This window comes from uncultured Aquimarina sp., from assembly GCF_947496855.1.
Taxonomy (GTDB): domain Bacteria; phylum Bacteroidota; class Bacteroidia; order Flavobacteriales; family Flavobacteriaceae; genus Aquimarina.
The window spans coordinates 315,132-335,967 of record NZ_CANMED010000002.1; the positions used below are offsets into that span (position 1 = coordinate 315,132).

Annotated in this window: 21 protein-coding genes; 15 read left to right on the forward strand and 6 right to left on the reverse strand. The window is 30.7% G+C overall.

Translation table 11 applies throughout. The annotated features are described in order from the left end of the window. Positions 1–50 precede the first annotated feature (50 nt). The 8 genes from Q0921_RS07455 to Q0921_RS07490 all read left to right on the forward strand — a co-directional run bounded on the left by Q0921_RS07455 (position 51) and on the right by Q0921_RS07490 (position 5,610). Positions 51–455 (forward strand): MerC domain-containing protein, encoded by a 405-nt coding sequence (locus Q0921_RS07455; protein WP_299255550.1) that lies wholly within the window; start codon positions 51–53, stop codon positions 453–455. 6 nt (positions 456–461) lie between these two features. After that, positions 462–761 carry a hypothetical protein gene (locus Q0921_RS07460; RefSeq protein WP_299255552.1) on the forward strand — a complete coding sequence of 100 codons (300 nt, stop codon included), beginning with the start codon at positions 462–464 and terminating at the stop codon, positions 759–761. A 49-nt stretch (positions 762–810) separates the two neighbouring features. Then, complete coding sequence (locus Q0921_RS07465; protein ID WP_299255554.1) at positions 811–1,308, forward strand: hypothetical protein; 498 nt, start codon at positions 811–813, stop codon at positions 1,306–1,308. 63 nt (positions 1,309–1,371) lie between these two features. Next, positions 1,372–1,890 carry a DUF6702 family protein gene (locus Q0921_RS07470; protein WP_299255556.1) on the forward strand — a complete coding sequence of 173 codons (519 nt, stop codon included), beginning with the start codon at positions 1,372–1,374 and terminating at the stop codon, positions 1,888–1,890. Between the two features lie 13 nt (positions 1,891–1,903). Beyond that, a complete protein-coding gene (locus Q0921_RS07475; RefSeq protein WP_299255558.1) occupies positions 1,904–2,491 on the forward strand; it encodes a HupE/UreJ family protein in 588 nt (195 codons plus the stop codon). Positions 2,492–2,559: 68 nt separating this feature from the next. Then, a complete protein-coding gene (locus tag Q0921_RS07480; protein ID WP_299255560.1) occupies positions 2,560–3,513 on the forward strand; it encodes a DUF5829 family protein in 954 nt (317 codons plus the stop codon). 33 nt (positions 3,514–3,546) lie between these two features. Continuing rightward, positions 3,547–4,374 carry a hypothetical protein gene (locus Q0921_RS07485; RefSeq protein WP_299255562.1) on the forward strand — a complete coding sequence of 276 codons (828 nt, stop codon included), beginning with the start codon at positions 3,547–3,549 and terminating at the stop codon, positions 4,372–4,374. 18 nt (positions 4,375–4,392) lie between these two features. Further along, positions 4,393–5,610 (forward strand): GTP-binding protein, encoded by a 1,218-nt coding sequence (locus tag Q0921_RS07490; RefSeq protein ID WP_299255564.1) that lies wholly within the window; start codon positions 4,393–4,395, stop codon positions 5,608–5,610. Positions 5,611–5,750: 140 nt separating this feature from the next. On the opposite strand, the gene Q0921_RS07495 is transcribed toward Q0921_RS07490, so the two are convergent. The 5 genes from Q0921_RS07495 to Q0921_RS07515 all read right to left on the reverse strand — a co-directional run bounded on the left by Q0921_RS07495 (position 5,751) and on the right by Q0921_RS07515 (position 9,777). Next, positions 5,751–6,665, reverse strand: coding sequence for a bifunctional UDP-sugar hydrolase/5'-nucleotidase (locus Q0921_RS07495; RefSeq protein ID WP_299255566.1), 915 nt, complete (start codon positions 6,663–6,665; stop codon positions 5,751–5,753). 12 nt (positions 6,666–6,677) lie between these two features. Next, complete coding sequence (locus Q0921_RS07500) at positions 6,678–7,394, reverse strand: 5'-nucleotidase C-terminal domain-containing protein (protein WP_299255568.1); 717 nt, start codon at positions 7,392–7,394, stop codon at positions 6,678–6,680. A gap of 136 nt (positions 7,395–7,530) precedes the next feature. Further along, on the reverse strand, positions 7,531–7,968 hold the full coding sequence (locus Q0921_RS07505; RefSeq protein WP_299255570.1) for a hypothetical protein: 438 nt from the start codon (positions 7,966–7,968) through the stop codon (positions 7,531–7,533). Further along, complete coding sequence (locus Q0921_RS07510) at positions 7,961–9,094, reverse strand: FtsX-like permease family protein (RefSeq protein WP_299255571.1); 1,134 nt, start codon at positions 9,092–9,094, stop codon at positions 7,961–7,963. The genes Q0921_RS07505 and Q0921_RS07510 overlap by 8 nt, the downstream gene beginning before the upstream one ends. Before the next feature lie 50 nt (positions 9,095–9,144). Then, entirely contained in the window at positions 9,145–9,777 is a 633-nt protein-coding gene (locus Q0921_RS07515) for an ABC transporter ATP-binding protein (RefSeq protein WP_299255573.1), read from the reverse strand. Between the two features lie 100 nt (positions 9,778–9,877). Here Q0921_RS07515 and Q0921_RS25050 point away from each other — a divergent pair, with 100 nt between their 5' ends. The 6 genes from Q0921_RS25050 to Q0921_RS07540 all read left to right on the forward strand — a co-directional run bounded on the left by Q0921_RS25050 (position 9,878) and on the right by Q0921_RS07540 (position 16,842). Beyond that, positions 9,878–10,282, forward strand: coding sequence for a MerC domain-containing protein (locus Q0921_RS25050; protein ID WP_367183327.1), 405 nt, complete (start codon positions 9,878–9,880; stop codon positions 10,280–10,282). A gap of 6 nt (positions 10,283–10,288) precedes the next feature. Next, positions 10,289–10,960 (forward strand): GTP cyclohydrolase I FolE, encoded by a 672-nt coding sequence (folE, locus tag Q0921_RS07520; RefSeq protein WP_299255575.1) that lies wholly within the window; start codon positions 10,289–10,291, stop codon positions 10,958–10,960. 30 nt (positions 10,961–10,990) lie between these two features. After that, a complete protein-coding gene (locus Q0921_RS07525) occupies positions 10,991–11,947 on the forward strand; it encodes a prolyl oligopeptidase family serine peptidase (RefSeq protein WP_299255577.1) in 957 nt (318 codons plus the stop codon). A 331-nt stretch (positions 11,948–12,278) separates the two neighbouring features. Then, on the forward strand, positions 12,279–15,245 hold the full coding sequence (locus Q0921_RS07530; RefSeq protein ID WP_299255579.1) for a carboxypeptidase-like regulatory domain-containing protein: 2,967 nt from the start codon (positions 12,279–12,281) through the stop codon (positions 15,243–15,245). A gap of 199 nt (positions 15,246–15,444) precedes the next feature. Continuing rightward, on the forward strand, positions 15,445–15,636 hold the full coding sequence (locus tag Q0921_RS07535) for a hypothetical protein (RefSeq protein WP_299255581.1): 192 nt from the start codon (positions 15,445–15,447) through the stop codon (positions 15,634–15,636). A 189-nt stretch (positions 15,637–15,825) separates the two neighbouring features. After that, positions 15,826–16,842: a DUF6588 family protein gene (locus Q0921_RS07540; RefSeq protein ID WP_299255583.1), complete on the forward strand. Its 1,017-nt coding sequence runs from the start codon at positions 15,826–15,828 to the stop codon at positions 16,840–16,842. A 499-nt stretch (positions 16,843–17,341) separates the two neighbouring features. Here the strand turns inward: Q0921_RS07540 and Q0921_RS07545 are convergent, their stop codons facing one another. Beyond that, on the reverse strand, positions 17,342–19,675 hold the full coding sequence (locus Q0921_RS07545; protein WP_299255585.1) for a hybrid sensor histidine kinase/response regulator: 2,334 nt from the start codon (positions 19,673–19,675) through the stop codon (positions 17,342–17,344). Positions 19,676–20,025: 350 nt separating this feature from the next. Here Q0921_RS07545 and Q0921_RS07550 point away from each other — a divergent pair, with 350 nt between their 5' ends. Beyond that, positions 20,026–20,835, forward strand: coding sequence for a family 16 glycosylhydrolase (locus Q0921_RS07550; protein ID WP_299255587.1), 810 nt, complete (start codon positions 20,026–20,028; stop codon positions 20,833–20,835). The last annotated feature ends 1 nt before the right edge of the window (position 20,836 follow it).

Here is a 20,836-nt window from a genome sequence, read left to right on the forward strand (position 1 = left end):
ATTTAATAAAATAACACTATATTTGTTGCGATTATAAAAACTTATTTTCATTGCGCCTACTAGATTTACATAGAAACCCAGACAGATTAGGGATTATAGCAAGTAGCTTATGTTTAGCTCATTGCCTTGTTACTCCTTTTTTATTTTTAGCTCAAACAGGATTAATAGTTTCCGAAGAAACACATTCTTTTTGGTGGAAATCCTTAGACTTTATTTTTTTAGGGCTATCATTTATAGCTGTTCATAAAACTACACAAACCACTTCAAATCAAAAACTGAAGTATCTTTTTTGGATAGGTTGGTCTCTTCTATTCACAATTATAATTAATGAAAAAATTGATCTCCTACCATTGGCTGAAGAACTTATCTATGTTGTTGCTATTTTCTTAGTTAGCCTACATTTTTACAATCAAAAGTATTGCAGATGTAACGATAAAAAATGCTGTATAAATTAATTTACAATGAACACCAGAAATGAAATAGAATCCTTCAGCGATGTACATATTTCCAATTCGACAGAAACGTCTTTACGAACGGATCTTTTTGATACATCTGGGAATAATCAAGTATTTACTCTTCAGCCTTGGAAACAAACTAAATTGAAGAATATTATTCTGATTTTGGAAAAAACCATAACACAAACCAGAAGAAATTACTTCTTTACCGTCACAAATAAAGTAGCATATACATTTGTATATTCTAAACAATCTTATATAAATCTAAAAATAGATTTATATCACTCACCGTTTTTTTTAATGTAGCAGAAATTGTATGATTTTTAAGAAACTAAAATCCGACAACTGTTTGTTTATGATTTGTCCAACGGACAATATAGAAAGTATTTTAAGACAAACTTATAGTGGCAAAGCATTTTTTCATACAGCCCTTGGAGCTAATTTCAGGTGGGATATAGATACTCAGAAAAGCCTTCTTACCTTAATTGAGAATCAAAAAATTACTCAAGTTGTTTTTATAACGAAATACATGAATATTTTCTATAGAGAAGTACTTGAACCAGAAATTGAACCTTTTTTTAATGCTAATGAAACCTTGTTACAATTGGATAAAACATTACCAGACTTCTTCCTAAACCAAAGTCATCCAATTTTAAGAATAATGCTTTTGGCATCCAGACATTTACAAAAACAACAAAGGTACATGCTAGAAACTTCGGTACTAGGGAAATCTCTAAAACACAATAAAATTATTACTGAAAGCTTTGTATATCAAACAAATAATCTAATTTTTTATCCTCCAGAAACAATCGAAAAAAAAGTCCTATTGTACGGTAAATTATCTCCTAACTAGGTACTACTATCGTAATTACTTATCCTAAACAAATATTATCTAAATAATTAAAATACTGCAACTATGAAATTCCATCAGATATTACTTCTTGGATGTCTATTACTTTTTTCAACATCATTTAGCAGTTCCCATCCTATAAAATTAACATCTTCGCTAATTCAAACCTTTCCAAAAAGCAACATTTTAAGAGTAGAATGTAGAGTTTTCATGGATGATTTTACTTATAGTATGAATGACACGTTTACTAAAAACTTTAATGCATTAAAGTTATCCGAACAAGATATAGAGGGTATTGAAGATTATTTTGAAAGATATTATAAAATAATCATTAATGATAAAATATACACTCTTGCATATGAATCATCAGAAGTTTTTGAAAAACATAATGTTATATCTATTAAATTTTCTAATAAGATTCCAGTTATAAAAGAGGGAGATCAAATTTGTATCGAAAACACACTTTTTTTTGAAGATTTTGATTTTTTACAATCAAATAGAATGACAGTAAGAATTCCCCCTTTTATTTCAGAAAATTACTTCGAAATCACATCACTAGATAAACCAATAACTCTTAATTTATAACACCTCATACCTAATGGACGATTTAAGTTCTTTTTTTATTAATGGATGGCATCATATAGTGGATATTAACGCATATGACCATTTATTATTTGTAATGACATTATGTGCTGCTTTTAAACTAGAGCAATGGAAACAAATATTAGTTATTATTACTGCATTCACTATTGGGCATAGTGGAACTCTTATACTGAGTGCTTTGGATATGATTCCAGCCAATTCCAAACTTATAGATATGCTAATTCCTTTTACTATAATGATAACAGCATTAGCTAACATTATCAATTATAATAAACACGGTAAATTTTCGGACACTAAAATAAAATATAGCATCGCGTTAGTTTTTGGATTAATTCATGGATTAGCGTTTGCCAGTAATTTTAAATTCATGCTATTTAGTGATAGTATTATTATGCCTTTATTGGCATTTAATATAGGTATTGAGGTTGGACAATTGTTTATCGTACTAATTTTTATGATATCTCTATGGTTATATACCCAATTTATTAGAGGAGGGCATTTAAAATGGAATCTATTTATATCAGGAGCAGGTTTTGGAATTGCTGCAACCATCTTATTAAATGCTCTTAATGATGCACAATAATAAACCAATCATATTACTAGAAGAATTAATTTGCTGATATATAATGTCTAAAGAAAAAAGAGATTGTTATGTTTAAACAAATAACTATTTGTTTAATTCTGTCCATTTCTTTTGGCTCTTGTAATAAACGAGAAAAAAAAGAAGATTCTGAGGTTATTATCGACCGAGAAAAGATTGATGGGGCTTTCAATAAAGATGTATCTAAGTTACTATTAGATCATTTATACGTAGTTGTCGATAGTATTACTTATGAAAAATTAATAAAGAACAATACATGGAAAAATGAATATGGTTCTCTAGATCTGGGATTACCAGATTTTGCTCCCGTACATAATGAAGCGTCTACTTGTTATTTACGCGGATATAAACACTATATCGAGATTTTAAGTCCAAAAAATCGGTATAATGAACCGGTTGGGAAAAGCGGTATTGGTTTCTCTCTAAAAAATAACGATGAGCATTTTCATTTGGGTGTTAAACCTAAATTGAAAGCTACGAAAGATTCGTTTCTTTATGCCGCCGAAACTGTAAAAATGTCTTTAGGAAACCATAAACAAACTTGGTTTAAAGCCTTTTATACACCAAGTCCTGGTACTTCATTACATACTTGGTATGGTTTTTACAATCCAACTTTTTTAGATAACCTTCATGGAAAGCGTCACACCACATATTCACGTGAAGCATTCCTTGAATCCACTTACACAGAAGAAAAACTGTTTAACGGGATTAAAGAAATTTCCCTAAGTTGTATACCAGATGATTATCGCCGCGTAACTCAAGAATTAAGGCTTTTAGGTTGTAAGCTATTGGAAAAAAACGGAAATATACTTACCATAGCTGGCGGTGATATTATTATTAATATAGAGCCTTCTAATAAGGTTAAGTATAGCAGAATTACGAAAATAATTTGTCGATTAAATGAAAACAACAACAGCACTACCCGAATAGGTAACGTTACGATTACCAATCAAGGGACCGAATCGATATGGAGCTTTGATAGACTCTATAAAAACACCCCATAAAAAGAATTTTACATTAATTAAAAATAAAACAAAATGAACAAAAAAACTCATTATCAAATTATTACTGCATTCTTATTATTTTTCGTAATTATCTCCTGCAAGCAAGAGAAAAAAGAAAGAGAAACTATAAATGAGCTTGAAATGGAAATTACTGAAGAAATAGAAGTAGTGAAACCAAAAATTACATTAGAAAAATTAGCAGACTCTCCTGCATATGTTGACGCATCACTTATTTTGGATACATCTAAAGAAATAGTTGCTAAGAAATCTGGTGAAATGGATTTTTCTTTTAACGTTGAGAAGTATGAATTAGGTGCTCAAACTAAAGGCCCAAATGCACAAAAGCTGGCAAATTCTGGCAAAGGACAACACATCCATTTTATTCTAAATAACCAACCCTACTCTGCTCATTATGAACCAAATTTTAAAAAAGAAATACCTGATGGCGTTCATCATTTGGTTGCTTTTTTAAGCCGTTCATTTCATGAATCAGTAAAGAATAAAAATTCTGTAGTTGTTCGTAAACTAGTAGTTGGAGAAAATCCTGAGGATAAATTAAGTTTAAATATGGAAGCACCAACACTTATTTATAGTAGACCAAAAGGCGAATATACTGGAAAAGGTACAGAGGAAATATTATTAGATTTCTTTGTTCTAAATACAAAACTTTCTAATGAAGGAAATAAAGTCCGCGCAAAAATTAATAATAATGAATTTATGATCACAGAATGGGCTCCTCATGTTATCAAAGGACTTCCTCTGGGAGAAGTTACTATTCAATTAGAATTAGTTGATGAGGCAGGAAACTTAATTCCTGGAACATTTAACAAAGTAACTCGTAAGATCACATTAAAAGATTAAAACAAAATATTCTAATCAATGAAAAAATTACCTGTAACTGTATTAAGTGGTTTTCTTGGTGCAGGAAAAACAACATTATTAAATCATATTTTACATAACAAAGAGGGGCTAAAAGTTGCGGTTATCGTCAATGATATGAGTGAAATCAATATTGATGTACAACTCGTTAAAAATGAAAACACGCTCTCCAGAACCGAAGAAAAACTTGTAGAAATGTCCAATGGTTGTATCTGCTGTACCTTAAGAGAAGACCTAATGATAGAAGTAGAAAAATTAGCTAAAGAACAACGGTTTGATTATTTAATTATAGAAAGCACTGGAATTTCGGAACCTATTCCTGTAGCACAGACTTTTAGTTTTGCTAGTGAAGATGGACAACTAGATTTAAGCAAATTTAGCTATGTAGATACTATGGTTACGGTTGTTGACGGCTATAATTTTCTAAAGGATTTTTCTAGTCCACAATATCTAACAGATAGAAACCTTACTAATATTGAGGGAGATGACCGTACTATTGTTAACCTACTAACTGACCAAATAGAGTTTGCCAATGTTATTTTGTTAAATAAAGTAGACTTGATAACGGAATCAGAATTGAGAAATTTATATGATATTATCCATAAATTAAATCCAAATGCTCGCGTTATCCCTACTCAAAATTCTCAAGTATCAATACGTGAAGTAATTGATACAGGATTGTTTGATTTTGAAGAAGCAGAAGCGTCAGCTGGATGGATACAGGAACTCGAAAATGAGCACATCCCTGAAACCGAAGAATATGGAATTGGTTCTTTTGTTTACAGAGAACTCAAACCTTTTCACCCTCAGCGATTTTTAGAATTTGCCACGGATCACTTTCCATCAAATATTATTCGTAGCAAGGGATTATTTTGGCTTGCCTCTCGCCCCAATCAAGCCCTTATTTGGGGTTCCGCTGGAGGCTCACTTAAAACTGATCCAGCCGGAGTTTGGTGGGCTTCAATGCCCTTTAGTGAAAGAATTACTTATGCCTCATTTTTAGATAATCAAAAGATGATTGAAGCTGAGTGGGATCCTACCTTTGGCGATCGTAAAATCGAACTCGTATTTATTGGTCAAAACATAAATATAAACCTGGTTACTAAACAACTAGATGACTGTTTGCTTACAGAATCAGAGCTTGACCTATGGAAAAAAGGAGCGTTCGATGTAAACGATCATTGGCCTATTCCTGATTACGAAGAATCATCAACCTAATTGGTATAAAATCTAAAGGTGCTATATAAATAAATCCGGTTAGCTTTTAGTAAACCGGATTTATTCATATCGTATGTATAGTGCTCAAAATTCTTCGTTTGTTAGCTATGTTTGTGCTTAAGAATAATTCTATTAAAATCTTATACTACCATAGCACTTCCGTATGAAGTTTTATTTTTTTCACTATCAAAATGAAAATCTATTCTCCCTAGATATAGACCGTAGCATCCAACCTGATTAACGAGCACGTTTTTATCTTTTCTGTTTTTTACTACAGTCGGTTCTTTAAGAAAGGTGTGGGTATGTCCTCCAATAATAAGATCAATATTATCTGTAGCTTCTGCAAGACTCAAATCACTTACTTTACTCGGTTCATTTTTGTAATCATATCCTAAATGTGATAAACATATTACTAAATCACACTTTTCTTCATTTTTTAATCTAGCACTCATATCCTGAGCAATCTCTATAGGATTAAGGTATTTAGTTTCCTTGTATAAATCTTTCATTACAAGTCCTTCTAACTCTATACCTAAACCAAATATTCCAATCTTGATAGTATCTTTTACTATTATTTTATATGGTTTCACAAACGTATCCATAACTGTATTAGTAAAATCATAGTTTGCAGAAACAAAATTAAATTTTGCATAGGGCATTTGCGCATGTAATCCCTCAATTCCATTATCAAAATCATGATTACCTATGGTTACCACATCATATTTAAGCATACTCATCAACTTGAATTCTAATTCACCACCGTAAAAATTAAAATAAGGGGTTCCTTGAAAAATATCACCTGCATCTAATAATAATGTATTTGGATTCTCTTTTCTGATACTTTCAATAATTGTAGCTCTTCGTGCAACACCTCCTTTATTTGAATTTCTACCATCATCCGGCCCGAATGGATCTATATGACTATGCACATCGTTTGTATGCAAGATTGTTATCTTTTTAGTTTTGCTTGCAGAAAAAGATGATAAACTAGCTCCTCCAATTGTTAACAAACCAGCCGTTACTGCTGTGTGCTTTACAAATTCTCTTCGTTTCATTTCTTTATTGAATTAGTTGGTTTGTAAAAATCTATCATCAATCTTAGGTGCAATTGTATCTACTTTTTTAAAATAGTCAATCATTGCATTTCTAATTTTATAATTTAACTTATGAGCTTTCTTAGCGTGCTCAAAAAAATACATCTCATCACCTCCGTGATACAAATAATCATTAGTTGCAACGAAGTAAATCTCTTCATCCTTAATTTCCATATTATTGATCAAGGCTTTCACAATATTAAAATCTTTATCAACAATTAATTGTAATCCAGAAATAGGGTGTGCTTTTCGAGATTCTTGTAAATAGGTAATCAACTTCCTGATATGAACACCCTTCATTTCAACAACTATAATGCTATTCTCAAATGGCATCACCTGATAGGCCGTACGTGCTGTAATATTACCTTTTGGTATTGATGCCCTTATTCCACCACTATTTAATAAAACCATGTCAATTTCATTTTTAGTCTTTGATACAAAGAAAGGGTTAGCTTGCTCTAAAATAAGATCAGCCATTAGATTACCTATAGCAGTATTTAGGATTCCATCACTCTTAGAATAGGCCTCAGGTGCATAAGCCAATGTACTATCTAAAGTTTTTTTTACGTGTGCTTTGTATGGTTTTATATAAGCCTCTATATCTGGATTACCCTGAGTAGCATCATTTATTTCAATTCTTACTCCTTCCACCTTTACAAGGTGCTCTTTTTTCTGGCAAGATGAGAGCATTATTATAAATATGAGTAAAAAGAAACTTTTGTGAATTATATTTTTTTTAAGGCAATTATGGTATGCTATTTTATCCATGTATTATAAAACTTGATTATTTATTTCTATAACAGCTAATGTATAATTTTAATTCAATTTACTGCACTAATCTAGCTGTTGCTTCTTTTAATATATAATTACAGTGATCTACATCATCTGCATTTAGTTCCAGTATTCCAGTAACTTCTACTATCTGATCTGTTTTATATTTTTGTTTATTTTTAAAAACAACTTCTACAATAGTTTCAGGACCTGCACCGCCGCAGAAAAAACAGGAAGACATAGGGTTTCTGGAAACCATATGAAATTCTTCTTCATAAGAAAAATCCAAGAAATAACCTCTGATACTAATTTTGGATCCTTCAAGCGATTTTATAATAGGTCCAAATGTTGGTTTCAAAAAATAGTCATCATAATGCACATTGTAAACATCTTTAAAACTAACCTCTGTTAAATCGTTCCAAGATAATTTTTGCTGAGCAAAAAAATGAAATGGGATACTTATGAAAATAAGTAATAAAAGTACTTTACGCATCGGCTAGAATTTTAGAAATATTTAATTTAAATAAAGAATAAGAGGCTAAAATCGTAGCAAGTATTGTAGTAAAAAGTACTATAATTAATATAAAAAACTCTTTTTCATCAGGTATACTAATCTCTAAATGATATTTATAGGCGTTCGAGGCTAAAGTTGTAAATAGTAAAACACCTATTCTTCCTAAAAGCCATCCCAAGATAAATCCAATTAAAGATAAAAAAAGTGCTTCGTAAAAAACCAATTTCAGTAATTGAAAGTTAGTAGCTCCATATGTTCTTAATAAAGCTAATTCATGTTTCCTTTCTCTCACAGTTTTTATAAGGTTAATAAAAATACTTAAACCCGCCACTAAAAGTATTGCCAGAGCAATACCATTGATTGTTTGAAAACCAATACCTAAAAATTTTAATAATCGGTCAATTTCCAATTTTGGGAGTGCTGCCTGTAATGAGGTATCTTTATTTATAGACCTAGAAAGTTGCAATGCTCCAATAGGGTTTCTAAAATTTAACAATAAGGCTGTAATTTCTTTATGCTCTTCTTTGTGCTCTTTGTGTTCATGCTCGTGAACGCCCCAAATACTTTCAATATTTGTAATAATGAGATGATCTACAACTGTTCCAGTAGGTGCTAAAATGCCAGTAACTACAAAAGGTTTTTCATCATGAACATCAATATCATTCTGTAGTAGCCCATGAGAACTAACAAAAGCATTTCCAACACTAATATTCAGATTTTTTGCAGCTTCACTTCCAAATACTGCTTCAAAATTTTTTGTATTTAGTCTTCCTTCCTTACAGGTGGCACCATATTTACCTAAATATTGACTAGAAGTTCCCAGAATTTTATAACCTTTATAATTATCCCCAAAAGAAAGTGGTATAACTTCTTTTATCATAGGGTTTTTGCTTATCCTTGAAGCTTCGTCTAGGGATATGTTACCTGTTGGATTATCTATATGTAAAATAGTAGATAATACTAGCTGTAACGGACTTCCTTTTGCTCCAATTACCATATCAAATGGTTTACTATTTTTCTCCAGATGACGGTTAAGCTGTTTGTTTATTTGCAAAACAAAAGTAGCTAACAAAATACTTAACGTTAAAAGCAAAATACTAAGCATAGTATTCAAAGGCTTTGAAATGATATTTTTAAAAGCTAAGTATAACAATTTTATAGAATTATGTGTTTGTCGAAATGTGGTTTAACTCTTTGATCATGTGTAATAATGACCAAATTACTTTTACAAATTCGAGCCTCTTTTTTCAATAAAGAAATGACCTTTTCACAGTTCTTATCATCTAAATTAGAGGTAGGTTCATCTGCCAATATAACCTTTGGTTTATGTATAATTCCAAGAGCAATAGAAAGTCGTTGCCGTTGACCTTCACTTAATTCATAAACTTTCTTATTCCTAACTTCGGTTAACTCTAGTTGCTCTATTAATCGTATTCTCCTCTGCTGATCGGTTGTTTTTTTAGAAAGTTTCTCACGTATTTTGAGATTTTCTAATAAGGTTAGAGACTTAATAAAATATGTTCTTTGAAAAATTATTCCTATCTGTTTACCTCTGAAATTATTTAGTTGATTTCTGGTGAGTTCTTGCACACAGGTATTACCAATAAATATATTCCCTTTTTTTGGAATTAAAAGACCTGCAATAAGATGTAACAAAGTGGTTTTACCAATACCAGAGTTCCCTAGAATTAAAGCATTCTGTTCAAATGACAAGTCTATGTCGGGAAAATAAAAAGTATGAGTTTTTGTATTCTGATATGCAAACCTTAACGATGTCGTACGGATCATAAAATCATTTTTGCCAAAAATAAATAAATATTACTAAAGCAACAAAGTTGCATTTATAAAATAATACTATATTTGTTGCTATTAAAAAATTCAATTTTCATTGAGAATATTAGATTTACATAAAAATTCAGACAGATTAGGGATTTTAGCGAGTAGCTTATATCTAATACATTGCGTTGTTACTACTTTTTTATTTTTAGTTTATACAGGATTGATAGTTTCCGAAGAAACACATTCTTTTTGGTGGAAATCCTTAGATTATATTTTTTTTGGGCTATCCTTTATAGCTGTTCATAAAACTACACAAACCAATTCAAATCATAAGTTGAAGTATCTTTTTTGGATATGTTGGTCTCTTCTATTCGCAATTATAATTAATGAAAAACTTGATATTCTAACAGTAATCGGAGGACTTATATATGTTGTTGCTATTTTTTTAGCTCGCCTACATTTTTACAATCAAAAGTATTGTATATGTAACAATGAAAAATACTGTATAAATTAATTTATTATGAACACTAGAAATGAAATAGAATCCATCGGTGATGCGCATATTTCTAATTCGACAGAAACGCCTTTACGACCAGATGCTTTTGATACATCTGATGATGACAAGATTAAAAACATACAACATCATTTTGCAGAAATCATGAAGGAGTTGGGACTTGATCTAACGGATGATAGCCTCTCTGGAACCCCTTATAGGTTTGCCAAAATGTATGTGAAAGAACTTTTTTATGGTTTAAACCCAAAGAACCGTCCAAAGACTTCCATTTTTGAAAATAAATATGGATATAAGAAAATGTTGATTGAGCAAAACATCAACATTGATTCATCTTGCGAACATCATTTTCTACCAATTGTCGGCACTGCACATGTGGGATACATTCCCAAAGACAAAGTAATTGGGCTGTCAAAAATTAATCGATTAGTAGATTATTATGCGCATCGCCCTCAGGTGCAGGAGAGATTATGCCTTCAAATTTTAAAAGACTTACAAGAAACCTTAGGAACAGAGGATGTCATTGTAGTAATACAGGCTAAACATCTATGTGTTTCCTCAAGAGGAATTAAGGACAAAAGCAGTTTCACTAGTACAATCGAATATGGAGGAAAATTTACTGGGTCCGATACTAGAAAAGAATTCTTAGAAGTTATAAATAAACCTTTTGACGTAGTTTAAATGCTATAAATCATTAAGCGAAACCAAATAATGAGATATAAACTAACAATACTTCTACTTTTCACTTTTTTAAAGTGTTCTTTTTCTCATTCTCAAAATGGGAAGATTATAGCAAAAGAAAGGTTAATTTTAAGCGATTCTACAATTGCCAAAATTCATAAGGCCGATTCAACCATGATTAAGGCTCTTAAAAACATTGAGTTTTTTCGAATTACCTACCTATCAGATTCTCTTAAGATTAAAGGTTTCATTGCCAAGCCTATTCAAGAAGGTAGTTTCCCTTGTATTATTTCAAATAGAGGAGGAACTGGCGAATTTGGACAATGGAATGAAACTGGAGTAGGCTTCTTTTTAGGAAAACTAGCTAGCTGGGGATATGTAGTAGTAGCTAGTCAATATCGAGGAAATAGCGGAAGCGAAGGAAAAGAAGAAGTCGGAGGAAAAGACTTAAATGATGTTTTAAATCTCGTGCCTACTTTGGACGAAATTGATAATGCAGATACTTCAAGAATAGGTATCGAAGGTGCAAGTAGAGGTGGTATGATGACCTATCTCGCTCTTAAAGAATCTTGTCAATTCAAGGCGGCTGTTGTACTGGCTGGCGCTGCTAATGCTTTTAAAGCACTTGAAAATCGACCAGAATTCGAAAAACACGTATATGAAAAATTCATTCCAAATTATCGTAAGAATAAGGAGAAAGAACTTACAGCTCGATCAGCAGTATTTTGGGCAGATAAAATGTGTAAGACTACACCGCTTTTAATAATGCACGGTAGTTCTGATTGGCGTGTTCAAGCTTCAGAATCATTGGAGTTAGTGAACAAGTTATATGAATATAAACATCCAGTACGTTATATTTTATTTGAAGGAGCTGATCACGGAATACGAGAGTTCCGAAAGGAGTTTTTTGCGCAAACCAAAAGGTTTTTCGATTTTTATGTAAAAGATCTTAACGACTTACCAAATATGGAATTACACGGAAGATAGTCAACTTGTATTTTAGGAATCAGTAGAGTTCAGATATTTTCTTTGCTCCGAGAATTTATAATCAATAAGTGGTAGTTTACTAAAGAATTAGGTACTTCAACAACATTCTCAATCCCAATAATGAGTTTAAAATAGCTTTCCATTTTCAAAGTATTTTTCTGCTTTGTTTAACATTTGTTAAACAAAGCAGAAAAATAGACCTATAACCATCTTTATAACAGATTTTTAACAGCAATAAGTAGTGTAAACTGCAGTTTCAGTAGTATTTTTAGTATTAATCCTCAAAACTATATTTACACTAAAAACTGTTCATCTATAATTAATCACGCATATGAAACTGAAAGCTTTATTTTTTTGGATATTTCTTGCAAGTTATCAACTCGCAATAGGTCAATACGAGATTACTATCGATGCATATATCTTAGATAAAGAAACACAACAAGCTGTGCCTTATGTTAATGTAGGATTTCTGGAAAAAGGTATTGGTACCGTAAGCCAAAGTGATGGTGAGTTTGTGCTACAGTACGATGAGAATACCATAAACGACGATGATGTTTTGCAAATATCCAGTATTGGTTACAAAAGCATTACCCTTACTGCCAAAAAGCTATATAAACTCTTATTAAAAGATGATAAAATTTATATCGAACCCGATGTTTTTACTTTAGAAGAGACTGTTGTCATAGCAAAGGAAAGACAAAAAATGACTATTGGTCCTTACGATTACTCCAAAAAATTTATGGGATACTGGAAAGATAAAAAAGCATTAGGAGGAGAAATCGCATCTTCTATGAAAATTAGAAAGAAAAATACAAAGCTTGAAAAATTAAAATTTTATGTCTTAGAAAATTACAGTGATAGTTTATTAGTAAGAGTCAATATCTATAAAAAATACCAAAATAAACCGGGAACAAACATTCTTAACAATAACATATATCACACTATAGTTGCCAAAGATGGAGAAGAAATTATAGACTTATCCCCTCATAATATTGTGGTCAATGAAGATATCATTGTAAGTTTGGAACTTGTAGAAGTTTATGGTGATGATATTGGTTTTGCAATTTGCGGAAGCAATAACAAAAAAGGATTTGTAAAATATATTAGTCAGGATGATTGGGAAGTCAAATACGGAATCAGTATGGCTTTTAAATTAGATATTTCGTTTCCGGATTCCTCTAATACTATCAAAAAAAGAAAGAAACCAGAAAATATAACATTGTACTGGGACACCTCGTTATCAAGGAAAAACTTAGATTTAGAAACAGAATTAGATTTTTTAAAGAAATACATAGATAAGCTTAAAGAAGCCCGGATAACTTTAATACCCTTTTCTAATATTGTAGGAAATGATAAAGTATTTTACATAAAACGAGGAAACAGTAAAGAGCTGCTTTCTGAGATCCGTAAGCTACGATACAATGGCGGAAGTAATTTTATTGATCTTTTTAAACAAAAACAAACACCAGATCAATATTTGGTATTTACCGATGGTATTCACACCTACGGAGATCATAAATTTATGTATTCCATCCCTGCGTTTTATGTTAATAGTAATCCAAAAGCAAATCATACGATCCTCCAAGATGCAAGTATTTCTAGTGAAGGATATTATATTAACCTGTCAAAAATAAATACAGAAACTGCTGTCGAAGTTATTATGAATGATATCGAAGATCAATCGGTATACAATATCGATTTCACAAAAAACAGCATTCAAGGAACCGTATTCACAAAAAACAACATGCCAATACAAGGTTGTAAAGTATCCTTGGTTGGTTCTCTAAATGAGGTAGAGACAAATGCCAATGGTGAATTTTCAATTAATGCAGAGTACGATGATGTGCTTGTTTTTAAGGCATTTGGAATGCTTTCAAAACGAGTAAAAATAGATACATCAAAAAAAATATCAGTAACATTAAAACCCAAGTATAAAACTCTTGATCAAGTATATCTAAAAGCAAAAAATGATTCAAGATCAAAACAAGACATAATCAGAGAAGATAAAAAGAAAAGAATGGTTGGTTCTAATTTTACTATATATAACGAACAGTTTCCTAAATCTTCATTTTTCTTTGGAGATGTTTTTCGAATTATACCTGGTGTTCAGGTGACAGGGTTTGGTGATCAAGCAAGTATTAGTGTTATTAGGCTTGTTTCTTGGTATGAAGACTATCCTATTTATGTTGTAGATGGTGCTGTATACAAAAATCCTCCAGTTCATCTACTACCATCACAAATAAAAAGTATCACGTTGCTAAGTTCATTTGCTGAAATGACGAAATATGGTACTAGCGGTGGCGTATTTATTATTACAACAGTTTTTAATATTGACGAATTAGACGAAAAAAAGTCTACTCCATCACTTTTGGTTGAAGGTAATGAATACAAAGAATCACACTTTTTATTAGATCCTAATCTAAAAAGACCTCCATACTTGAAAGCCATGTGGGAAAGCAATAGTTACTCAAATGCAAAAAACATCTATTTTTCATTGCTAGAAACACATCGATTAGAAGTGCCTTTTCACATCTACAGTATGTACTATTTTAAAAGATGGGATAAAAATTTTTCGGATGAAATCTTATCAAATCTAGCAGAGTTATCTGAAAGTAATTATAGCGTATTACGGACCTTGGCCTTTTATCTGGAAGAAAGAAATGAAATAGAAAAGGCTTTATTAATCTATGAAAAAATAGGAGATTTAAAACCACATTATGCTCAATCTTATCTTGATCTTGCCAGAAGTTATAAAGAAAATAAAAAGTATGAAAAATCGTTTGAACTATATAAAAGAATTTTAGATAATGACGATAAGAATATCGATTTCTCTGAAATATTACCTCAAGCAGAAGCGCAATTCAGACATTTTTTAAATAATCATAGATCCGAAATATCATATACTGATCTACCAAAAGATTTACTAATTGCAAAAGGTTCTCATGTACGTATAGTTTTTGAATGGAATAAACCTTTTACAGAATTTGAATTACAGTTCGTTGATCCTCAAAAAAAGTTTTATAAATGGTCTCATACGTTTGAGGGAAATCAAGAATTACTTTCAAACAGAATAAAAAGTGGTGTCGTATCAGAAGAGTTCATTATAGATAAACCTTTTATAGAAGGGGAATGGATTATTAATATTCAATCTTTTGAAAAAGAGTCGAGCCCTACTCCTTCGTTAATGAAATATACAATTTACAGAAACTATGGCCTCTCTAATCAAACGAAAAGTGTAAAAGTCGTTAAACTATATAACCAAGAACAAAAAGTAACGCTGGATAAGTTTGTTTTATAAACCAACATGAAAAAAATAATTTTAGTGTTTTTCAGGTTTAGCGTATAAAAGCTTCTACCAGAATGCTGAAGGTCTAGTATTTTGAGTTACACAAACAATTTGGAAAAAAATATAGTGAAATAAAATCCCAAAACAGGTATCGTATTAGAGAGAATTTGGGTTTTTGGAATAAAACCGGAGTATATATGGCAATAGCATTTTGAAATTACCTACTATTAAAGAAGTTGATAGACAATTATCACCGTTTCAGATGGTAGAGAATATTTTAAATGATTTCCGGATAACACATGGTACATTCCTAGATGTCATAAAGTCATCATCAGAAAATGGAGATTCGGCTACAGAAGAAATGGCAACAATATTTATTAAAGGTTTGGAAAAGAGGCTTTAGATTTTCACAGCTCGGTCAGAATCTTTAAATAAGTAATTAAAAATTATAGAGTCAAATAAATTAACTTTTCTAAGTAATAATAGAGTGAACTCATTTTTTCGTCTACATCTATGTTAGTAACAAAAACAAGGATGTAGGGAAAATTTAGTATATTACTAAACCTATTTATATTAAATTAACCCAAATCTTATGAAAAGAATTGCATTTGTCTTACTTTTTTTGTCTTTATCCCCTATATTTTCTCAACAAAATATCGATAACTTATTAGCTGCTGGTATTAATGATGCACAGCGCTTTACTTCCGATTATTTAAACCCTGCTACTGATGGTTTAATGTACAGTATGAATCATGGATGGTTTAATAGTGCGAAAGCAAAAAAACGTTTTGGTTTTGAAATTTCACTAGTGGTTAATGCTGCATTTGTGGGAAATGATAATAAATCATTTGTACTAGATCCTACAAATTATGAAAATTTAGATTTTCGGGATAATCCAGGCGTCGCTAGACCTGTTGCAACAGCCTTTGGTGATATTGAGAACGTTATTGTAGTTGTAGAAGGAGAAAGCACTGTTCCCGGGTTTCCACCGCAAGATGCAGAATTCGAATTACCTACTGGCTTAGGAGAGTCTAATATAAATTTTGTCCCCACAGCGTTTTTGCAAGCAAGTTTAGGATTGATAAAAGGTACCGAAATTAAAGCTAGATTTTTCCCTAAGGTAAAAACAAATGATGCTGAAGTTGGTTTCTATGGATTTGGATTACAACATGAAATAACGTCCTGGCTTCCTGCAGATAAATTATTTCCCGTTGCTATTTCAGGACTTATTGCCTATACACATCTGGACGGAAGCTATGATTTTACGAATACAAATATTGTTCAAGGAGAGGATCAACGTTTCGAGAATGATACCAATACTTGGCTGTTTCAAGTGATAGGATCAACTAAATTACCAGTGTTCAATGTATATGGTGGAATAGGTTATCTTTCGGGTAAGTCTTCAACAGATCTCAAAGGTACTTATCGAGTACAATCAGGATTCGTGAGTTCAGAAACAATTGTCGATCCTTTTTCTATAGAAAGTGAAGTTTCTGGAGTAAGAGGAACACTGGGAGCCAAGGTTGCTTTATCGTTTTTTAGAGTAAATATTGATTATACCTTTGCTGAATATAGTGGCCTATCATTTGGATTGAATTTTGGATTTTAATATAAAAACTTAGATTTCAGAGAAGCATTGGAAACAAAACTAAGAAATGGTTATTAGTTTTTTTAACCCTATTTTACTCATTTTCAGACACAATACAACACTACCTTCGCTGGATATTCAATACAAGGTTAACCTTTAATCAAACCGAGGAAAACAAAAAATTTCATAATCAATTATCAAATTAAAAAAAACAGGAAAAAGTAATTTTTAATAGCTGATATATTTTATGCTTGCTTACAGCACATACATTTAAAGAATCTAATTTTGGTATTAAAGGTAAATACAACCTAGTTGCTGTCAATTTTGACGTCGAATGAGAAACGAGACAAAGACACGATTTTCATTTAGGAATGTATGATGAATCTTTTATTAGTTACGTTTTTACGTTTTAGTTAATGCTACTATACTCACAGCAGGGATACGAAATGAGTAATTTAATTATTTAAAATAAAATGATAAAATTAAAATTTGAGTTCATAACTTGATTATATTCTTTCTGCTAATTAGTAAACCTAATCTTTTTTAATAGTAAATCCCTTTTAACAGGTTTAGTCATATAATCATTCATTCCTATATCTAAAACATGTTGCCTAGTCTCTTCCATAGCATCTGCAGTCACTGCTATTATTGGGATATTACTAATCGCATTACCTAATGTACCACTTCTAATTAATTCCGTAGCTTCATAACCATCCATAATAGGCATTTGTAAATCCATTAATACCAAATCATATGTTTCTATTTGTAATATATCTATAGCTTCTTTTCCATTTTCTACAACCGAAAAACTAACACTGGTAAAACTTTCTAAATGTTTGCTCATTACCATTTGGTTCAGCTTATTATCCTCTACTACAAGAATATGTAGTGGTTTGCCCAAAATATTCCTATTTAATTTTAAATCGACTTCCGCATCACGAATTTCTTTTAACGGGATTTCAATAAAAACATCGGTCCCTTTATTTAATTTACTTTCAATCTTTATATTTCCTCCAAATAAATTGATTAAATGTTTAGCAATTGTAAGCCCCAAACCTATTCCTCCAAACTGACGCTTATGATTTAATCGCATTTGATTGAAGCTATTAAAAAGAATATCTTTGTTTTTTTCGTGTATACCAATACCTGTATCTGAAACCTGAAAAGAAAATAGAGAAATATCATTTGCTTGAGATGAACATGTTATTTTTAGAATAATAGTTCCCGTATTTGTGAATTTAATAGCATTACTTAGTACGTTATTTATAATTTGTAATAATCTATCTTCATCGCCTGTAACTCTTGTTGGTATTTCGGATTTTATTTCCAAACGATAATCTAATCCTTTTTTTAAAGCTTCTAATTCCCAGTTTTTGCTTATTTGATTTAAAATAATTGAGGGGTTGAAAACTTCATTTTTAAGCCGAATTTCACTCTTTTCAATTTTTTCAAAATCTAAAATATCATTTACATTACTCAATAAACTAATGCTAGCATTTCTAATAGTTTGATATTTTTCCTGTTCTTCGATCGTATTTGTTTTATTAGCTAATTCTGTCTCCACAACACCCATTATTGCATTAATAGGGGTCCTTAATTCATGACTCATATTGGACATAAAAAATGTCTTAAGCTCACTCACTTCTTCAGATTTTTTTAGCGCTAACTTTTGTGATGCTTCCTTTTGCTCTCTCAATATTCTTAAAAGATTAGTCATGGATAATGATAAAAAAACTACCTCAAAACCACTGCCAAACTTAGAACTGTTTAAGGTGTAGAAATTTGTAGGTAATAATCCTAAATTGTTCAGTACAAAACCCAAAAGCCCAATTACTAAAAAGAAAATTCCAATAGAAAAATACGTATCCACCGATATTTTCTTGAAACTTATTGTAAATACTGTAGTAATTATGAGTATCAAACTTAAGAGGCCATTAAAATTACTGATTGGATAAACTAATTCTAATGTCTTTGAGCTTATAAATAACATAACAAAAAGAACCGCAAGTACACCATAAATAATTTTATATAGTCTCAAATAACCTGGTAGATATAATCTTACATTTAAAAAATATTCGCAATACTTTAGTAAGAAATAATTTGAAAGTAAAGCAGAGATTAAAACCATTCTACTATTTAAATAGCCTCCATTTGGTAAAAAATATTGATGAACAAAACCATCCAATGCAGCTTGCATTAAAGCAATAGAGAATACATATATTCCATAATACAAAAATGCTTTGTTCTTTAAACTAGTAAAGAAGAATAAATAAATAAAACCTGCCAAAATCAACACACCGTAAAAAAGTCCTAAAAATAATTGTTGTTTGTAATTATTATTTATGAATGCTGATTCATTATATAAGTTAAGAGGAAGGTTTATTGTTTCACCATCACTTGTAATCTTAATATAAAATTCTTTTTCACTCTGAGGTTTTATTAAAATTTTAAAAATAATTTGCCTATGCTTTATAGGTTTATCATTATAAGAAATTTGATCTCCATTTTTTTGTTCCTTTATCAAATGCCCTATTTCGTATAAGTTGACTATATCTGTTACAGGTCTTGCTGTTTCTAAATAGTAATTTTTAACAACGTTGGAGCTATTCTTTAGCTTGAAACGTAACCAATAAGTGTCTGATGTAAAACCAAAGTCATGATTTTCTGATTGTAAACTTTCATAATTTAAAAGATTGTCCTTAATAATATCGTCTATGGAATATTTGGATTTACCTACATTCGTAAATTCTGCATATTCAAATAATTTACCTGTGGATTTTTCGGGATCAAAAACTGGTTTCTGAGCATATGAAAATAAAGTTAATAAGTAGGTTATTAGTAATAACAACTTCATATTCGGGGAATTAATCAATTTTAAATTTACAAAAAATAACATCTACAAAGCTTATATATCAAATGTTTTAAATTAAATAATGGAGTTCGGTAGGTAGTTACTCATTATTTATGCTAAAACACAAAACTATAGTAGAATAAAGAGTTAGATGTAAGAAACATAAAAAAACTATTTCTGTAACAAATTATGAATCATTAGCCATTCACTACTTTTAGAATTTTTCTGTGGAATTGGCACTCATACCTTTTTAAATGAAAATGGTAAAAAAAAGTATTAAGAAGGTAATTTAGTTCTGTCCATATTCTGAGTTAATTATTAATTTCGAATTAGCACAAACTAAAACCTTGAATATGAAAAGATTAATTATACTTTTTTTTATTATAGTTAATTGCACCATGACTCTCTATTCACAAAAGAAAACTCCTCAACCCTTAGGAATTAACGGAAATTGGACAATACAACAGGATTTCTCTGATGAATTTGATAGAAATATCAATAAAAATAAATGGTCTACAAATATAGATAATTGGCCTGCTTGGTCTTCTGATTCTCGAAAAGTTTTGATAAAAAACAAAAGATTACAGATGTCTATCGATTGGGATAAACATAAAAGAAATGGTAAACAGCTGTATTTTAAATCTGGAATTCTTACTAGTAAAAAGAAAATAAAGTATGGATATTTTGAAGTGAAAATGAAAGGTGCTCCCAGATTTCCAGGTGCATCTCCTGCTTTTTGGTTGTATTCAAGAGTTAGAAATAGTGGACAGAACGTTAAGTATGTAGAGATAGATTGTCCGGAGCTTCAATCGAAACAAAGAGATAATGATATAATCTCATGGAATGTAGTGCATATTAATAAGAATAATGTACGAATGCCAATAAGACAAGAAACTGGTAATGGTTTAGGTCCTAGTAAAAAATTTCACGTCTACGGATACCTTTGGACTGCAGAAAAGATAGAATTTTACATTGACGGTAAAAAAATAGGAAGGACCGTTCAAAATAAGTTCCATAAATACGCGATGAATCTAATCGTTTCTCTTGGCCTTAGAGAACCTTATTATTTTTATGATAAAAATGGAGTGAGACAACCAGTGCCGACACCAGATACACCAAGTAAATTTCCAATGACAAGTGAAGTTGAATATGTAAGAGTTTGAA